Origin of the sequence: Mesorhizobium sp. M8A.F.Ca.ET.021.01.1.1 (assembly GCF_003998025.1) — a bacterium.
Classification (GTDB): Bacteria; Pseudomonadota; Alphaproteobacteria; order Rhizobiales; family Rhizobiaceae; genus Mesorhizobium.
In genome coordinates this window covers 1-5,343 of the sequence record NZ_RZSJ01000439.1, presented here as the reverse complement: position 1 = coordinate 5,343, position 5,343 = coordinate 1, and the positions used below count along the sequence as shown (strand labels likewise).

The following is a 5,343-nucleotide window of genomic DNA, read 5'->3' as shown; positions in this document are numbered from 1 at the left end:
CGGCCTGCACAATGGTGGGGCGAAGGACCACAATGAGCTCTCGGAAAAGTGGGAAGCGATGTCGGTCGCCAGCGTCCTCGATCCGAAGCTGCCCGACGACTATTTCCTGTTCGTCGGCAACGACAATGACTTCCTCGCCCAGGACGGCTTCCAGGTCGGCGCCCCCTACAAGGCCGATGACGGCGCCGATGTCGACACCATGTTCCTGGTCTATCGGGTGACGCTGCCGGGTCTCGGCAAGAAGTAACGATCACCGCACAAGCGGGCGCGCCTGGCGCGTCCGCCTGAGCAGGTCGTGAAGGCAGTTACTTCAAGAACTCGGCGTCCTTCGGCACGCCCGCATCGATCGGCTTGGCCGTCCTGCTCGACACGGCCATGATCTTGCCGGCGGCCGACAGGTTGGGCCGCACGAAGACCTGGGCGGGCTCCGTTGACCCGGCTGTCGAGGTCGATGATGTCCCATCATGGCGCGAACGCCTTGGACCGTCCGCCTACATCGACCTGTCCGGTTGAATCTGCGATCATCGCGCACCGGACTCGAGATAGGCCTTAGCCATGGACGAAAAAATGCCCGCGCGTCGGCGCACCGGCGACCTGACCAGCGGCCCGATCCCGCGCACGCTGCTGCTGTTCGCCCTGCCGGTGCTCGGCTCCAATGTGCTGCAATCGCTGAACGGCTCGGTCAATGCCGTCTGGGTGGGCCGATTCCTCGGCGAATCGGCGCTGACCGCGACCTCCAACGCCAACCTCGTTCTGTTCCTGATCCTCGGCACGGTGTTCGGCATCGGCATGGCGGCCACCATCCTGGTGGCGCAGTCGGTCGGCGCCCGCGACCTGCCGGAGGCGCGCCGCATCGTCGGCACCAGTGCCACCTTCTTCTTCCTCGTTTCGGTGGTCTTCGCGGTCTGCGGCTGGATCTGGGTCGATACCATCCTGGGCGCGCTTGGCACGCCGGCCGACGCCTTGCCGCTGGCGCGCTCCTACCTGCGCATCATCTTCGTCGCCGTGCCGATGATGAACCTTCTGTCCTTCGTCATGACCGTGCTGCGCGGTGCCGGAGATTCCCGCACGCCCTTCATCTTCATGGCGCTGGCGGTGGTGCTCGACATTGTGCTCAATCCCCTGCTCATCCGCGGCATCGGCCCGTTTCCCGAACTCGGCATCGCCGGTTCCGCCACCTCGACGCTGATCGGCCAGACCGTGAGCGTCATCGCCATCCTAGTCGTGCTCTACGCGCGCAAGCATCCGTTGCGGCTGGCCGGCGCCAATCTCGCTCTGCTGCGCCCCGATCCGGCGCTGCTGCGCATCGTCGTCTTCAAGGGCGTGCCGATGGGCCTGCAGATGATCGTCATCTCGGCGGCGGCGCTGACGGTGATGGGCATCGTCAACTCCTATGGTTCGCAGGTTGCCGCCGCCTACGGCATCGCCGCGCAGCTCTGGACCTACATCCAGATGCCGGCACTTGCCATCGGCGCCGCGGTCTCTTCGATGGCGGCGCAGAATGTCGGCGCGGGCCGCTGGGACCGGATCGGCCGCGTTGCCGCCTCCGGCGTCGGCTTCAATCTCGTCCTGACCGGCGCCCTCGTCGCGCTGCTATGGGTCTTCGACCGCTCGATCCTGGGCCTGTTCCTGAGCAGTGACAGCGCCGCCATCGATATCGCCGCCCACATCAACACCGTCGCATCCTGGTCGTTCGTCCTGTTCGGCATCACCATCGTCGTGTTCGCCACGGTGCGCGCCACGGGGGCCGTGATGCCGCCGCTGATCATCCTGGTGATTTCGGTGCTCATCGTGCGCACCGGCTTCGCCAATTACATGCGCGGCGTGATCGGCGAGGAAGCACTGTGGTGGAGTTTCCCGGCCGGTTCGATCGCCTCGCTGGTCCTGGCCGCGGCCTACTACCGCTTCGGCGGCTGGCGCAGCTTGCACATGATCGAGAACAGGCCGGCTGCCGGCGAACCGCCCGACACCGGCCTTGGCATGCCGCGCCAGCGCGCGAACATGACGCCTGAAACGCCGCACGGCTGAAGCACGGCTGCCTGCCAGTTGACGGCTGTCTCAGCGTCTTTGCCTGAGCCCGAAGGCAAGCGCCACCAGCGCGAACACGATGATCATGACCGCGAAGGCCAGGCTCGCCGCGACAGGGTTGGCATAGGTCGACACGACGCCGATGCCGATGACAGGCAGGGCGTTGCCGACAAAGCAGCAGACGAAGAAGCTGGACACCACTTCGGCACGGCGATCCTGCGGCGCGATCTCGTTCACCACCTGCAGGCCGCCCCGGTAGCCAAGGGCGGCCACGACACCGCAGCAGGCCGTCGCCACGATCATCAGTGCCATCGAGGCCAGCATCTGCGCCGCCACCACCAGCAGCACGCTTGGGATCATCGAGGCCAGGGCGGCCAGCATGGCCTTGCTGCTCTGCACACGCATCAGCGCCACGATGCTGGCCGCCGCGACGATCGCCAGTTCAAAGAACAGAGCGCCGGCAACGGCATGGTTTGCCTCGTGCAGCTGCTGCGCCAGGATGCTCGGCGCCAACGCGGCATAGAAGCCGACCAACGCCATCGCGCCGAAACCGGTCACCGCCGGCGCGACGAAGCGCGTGCGTATCTTCTCAGGCACGGAGAGGTGCGGCCGCATCGAAATCCGCCCAAGGCCACCCGGTTTCGCCACGGTTTCACGGGTGCGCCAGACCAGGACCGCCACCACCGCGAGCGCCATGAGATAGACGATGAAGACCAGCCGCAGCGGCCAGGGCTCGTATTGAGCCAACAGGCCCGATATCAGCGACCCGAAACCGAGACCGAGGAAGTTGGTGCTGGTGGTGATGATGCTGGCACGTGATTTGTCGGCGGCCGGCAGAAGCTCGGCAATCCAGGCGGTCCCGGTCCCCGCGCCGATGCCGATACCAAGCCCGCTCAGGATGCGTGCCACGTCGAGCGACACGACATTTCCGGCGAACAGGAAGATAAGCGCGCTGACAATGGCCACAATCATCGCCGCCAGCGCTGCTGGCCGGCGTCCGACCACGTCCGACACGCCACCGAACACCAGCAAGGCGCCGAGATTGCCGACGACATAGACCGCGTAGATCAGCGTCAGAGTGATCTGCGAAAAGCCGAATTGCAGCTTGTAGATGATATAGAGAGGCGTCAGCACCGTGCTGCCGGCAAACAGCACCGCGATCATCGCCGCGACAGCCCGGATCGCGAGGACGTCGCCGCTGGCCTCGTTCTGGGTCTGCGCCAAATCGCGAAAGGCCATGGCCAACCTCGTCACCAGTTTCAGGGATCGCGACGTTAACGCGCCCTTACGACAGGCGTTCCGGTGAACGGCCACGCTCCTGACACCACGGTGGGCCTTGCCCCACCAGGCCCATTGCCAAAAACGCTGATCGGGGCCAGCGGCCCCGATCGGTCACGGCATCCCTTCGTGCCGTATTGGATGCAAGCGGTCTATTTGCAGGAAACCGGGCCTACTTGCAGGGAAAGCCGGGCGCAATCTTGCATTTGCCGGGACGCGGCTTGTGCGGCGGGCGGTGGTGCGGAGGACGGTGATGAGGCCGATGGTGCCAGTGCGGCGGCCGATGCGGCGGGCGCACGATGATGACCGGCGGATGCACGACATGGGTCCGCGAGAGATAGCCGGAACTGGCCCAGCCGCTGACACCGCCGCCATGGATCCTGCACCAGCCAGGCTGGCAGCCGGTCACGTCGACCCTGAAGCCGGCCGGCAGCGTCCCGCCCTTGGCGTATCCCGCGCCAGGCCCGGTGCGCACGTTGAGGCTGGTCGTGGTATGGGCGCCGTAGGCGAAGGCGGCGGCGGACGTCCCCAAGACGGCGGCCAGAATGGTCGCTATCGCAAGCAGAAATCGAAGTTTCATCAGTCCCTCCATTCGGTCGCCGGCCGTTCGACTGCTTCGGCCGGGACTGCATCGCAAGGGGAGAGGCAGCGCCAAGAAAAGTCAACAAGTGGCCAACGCCAACCACCACGATCACCGGTCCGGGCGTATGGTTTCCCCTGATATAGTTGAGGATTTTTTCGTGCGCCGTTTATCGGCGCGCCAACATCCGCTAACGATTTACTATCTTTCGGCAATTCGTCGCGGACCGAGGCAGTGATCATGGGCAAAGGCAGGGTCGAGGCATTCACCGACGGTGTGGTGGCGATCATCATCACCATCATGGTGCTGGACCTGAAGGTACCGGAGGGCGAGGATTTTTCGGCCCTGCTGCCGCAGTGGCCGATCTTCCTGTGCTACGTGCTCTCCTTCATCAATGTCGGCATCTACTGGAACAATCTGCACAACATGTTCCACACCGTGCAGCGTGTCGACGGCCACGTGCTGTGGGCGAACCTGCATCTGCTGTTCTGGTTATCCCTAATGCCGGTGACGACCGCCTTCATGGGCGAGAACCATTTCGCCACGGTGCCGGTCGCGGTCTACGGTTTCGACCTTGTAATGTGTGCGACCGCCTACAGCATGCTGGTGATTGCACTGCATCGGCTGCATGGGCCGGATACCGGATTCGCCAAGGCCATCGGTCGCGACCGCAAGGGAAGGATTTCGCTTGCCGTCTACGTAGCGGCCGTTGGGCTGACCTTCCTCGACCGGTGGATCGGCGTGGCGCTCTATGTTGCCGTCGCCCTGGTTTGGCTGGTGCCGGACACCCGCTTTGCACGGGTATTGGAAAAATAGCTTCTTTGTCCGGCGCAATTCCTGAGGGAAAACCACCTCACACTTTCCTGGACTTGCTTAACCGCGCATCGCTTTCAGCTTCTCCGCCACGGAAGCGGCAAGGTCGGCGTAGCGCTCTTCCAGCCGCTCCGCCGCCTTGATGATCGAGAAATCATGGCCGAACTTCTCCAGCGCCATGCGCAGTTTCTCGACGAACTCGGCTTGCTTTTCCAGTGCGGAGAACAAGGTTTTCACCTGAGCTTCGCTGATATCAGGGTTGGCCAACATCTGTGGCACCTCGCGTCCCATCTGGTCGCCGGTGGCGGTCTGCTCCTTCAGAATTGCAACCCAATCCGTCAATCGGAAATCTCCCTTTTGGCGTCACAGCATGCGCAGCCACGACCGGACTGGTCAACCCGACGAGCCCCCACAAAGGCTTGCACAAGCCCGTTCCGGCGCTAAGTTCGGCGCCATTCAAAAAAAGGAACCCACCGCCGATGATCCCCGACGCCGAGATCCAGACTGCCCTGCCAGCGCTTGGCCGAGGCAATACCGCCGTCATCACCGGCGCCGCCAGCGGCATTGGCCTCGCGGCGGCCAAACGGCTGGCGTTGATGGGCATGAAGATCGTGCTCGCCGACATCGCTGGTCCGCGCCTCGAC

6 protein-coding genes and 1 pseudogene are annotated in these 5,343 nt (G+C 64.3%); 4 read left to right on the top strand and 3 right to left on the bottom strand.

Annotation, left to right across the window (positions count from 1 at the left end):
• Both EOA36_RS26380 and EOA36_RS26370 read left to right on the top strand, forming a co-directional pair.
• Positions 1-247 (top strand): annotated as a pseudogene (locus EOA36_RS26380) (hypothetical protein); the annotation flags it as partial.
• Between the two features lie 320 nt (positions 248-567).
• Positions 568-2,028 carry an MATE family efflux transporter gene (locus EOA36_RS26370; RefSeq protein WP_245464474.1) on the top strand — a complete coding sequence of 487 codons (1,461 nt, stop codon included), beginning with the start codon at positions 568-570 and terminating at the stop codon, positions 2,026-2,028.
• Positions 2,029-2,058: 30 nt separating this feature from the next.
• On the opposite strand, the gene EOA36_RS26365 is transcribed toward EOA36_RS26370, so the two are convergent.
• Together EOA36_RS26365 and EOA36_RS26360 are read right to left on the bottom strand one after the other, a co-directional pair.
• Complete coding sequence (locus EOA36_RS26365) at positions 2,059-3,267, bottom strand: MFS transporter (protein ID WP_127280055.1); 1,209 nt, start codon at positions 3,265-3,267, stop codon at positions 2,059-2,061.
• Between the two features lie 211 nt (positions 3,268-3,478).
• Entirely contained in the window at positions 3,479-3,886 is a 408-nt protein-coding gene (locus EOA36_RS26360; protein ID WP_127280054.1) for an SH3 domain-containing protein, read from the bottom strand.
• Between the two features lie 240 nt (positions 3,887-4,126).
• Between EOA36_RS26360 and EOA36_RS26355 the strand changes: the two genes are divergently transcribed.
• Positions 4,127-4,702, top strand: a complete 576-nt coding sequence (locus EOA36_RS26355; RefSeq protein ID WP_127280053.1) for a TMEM175 family protein — start codon at positions 4,127-4,129, stop codon at positions 4,700-4,702.
• A 57-nt stretch (positions 4,703-4,759) separates the two neighbouring features.
• On the opposite strand, the gene EOA36_RS26350 is transcribed toward EOA36_RS26355, so the two are convergent.
• Positions 4,760-5,041 (bottom strand): hypothetical protein, encoded by a 282-nt coding sequence (locus EOA36_RS26350; protein WP_023792142.1) that lies wholly within the window; start codon positions 5,039-5,041, stop codon positions 4,760-4,762.
• 137 nt (positions 5,042-5,178) lie between these two features.
• On the opposite strand from EOA36_RS26350, the gene EOA36_RS26345 reads away from it, so the two are divergent.
• Positions 5,179-5,343, top strand: a 165-nt coding sequence (locus EOA36_RS26345) for an SDR family NAD(P)-dependent oxidoreductase (RefSeq protein ID WP_127280052.1), incomplete at its 3' end; no start/stop codon positions are given.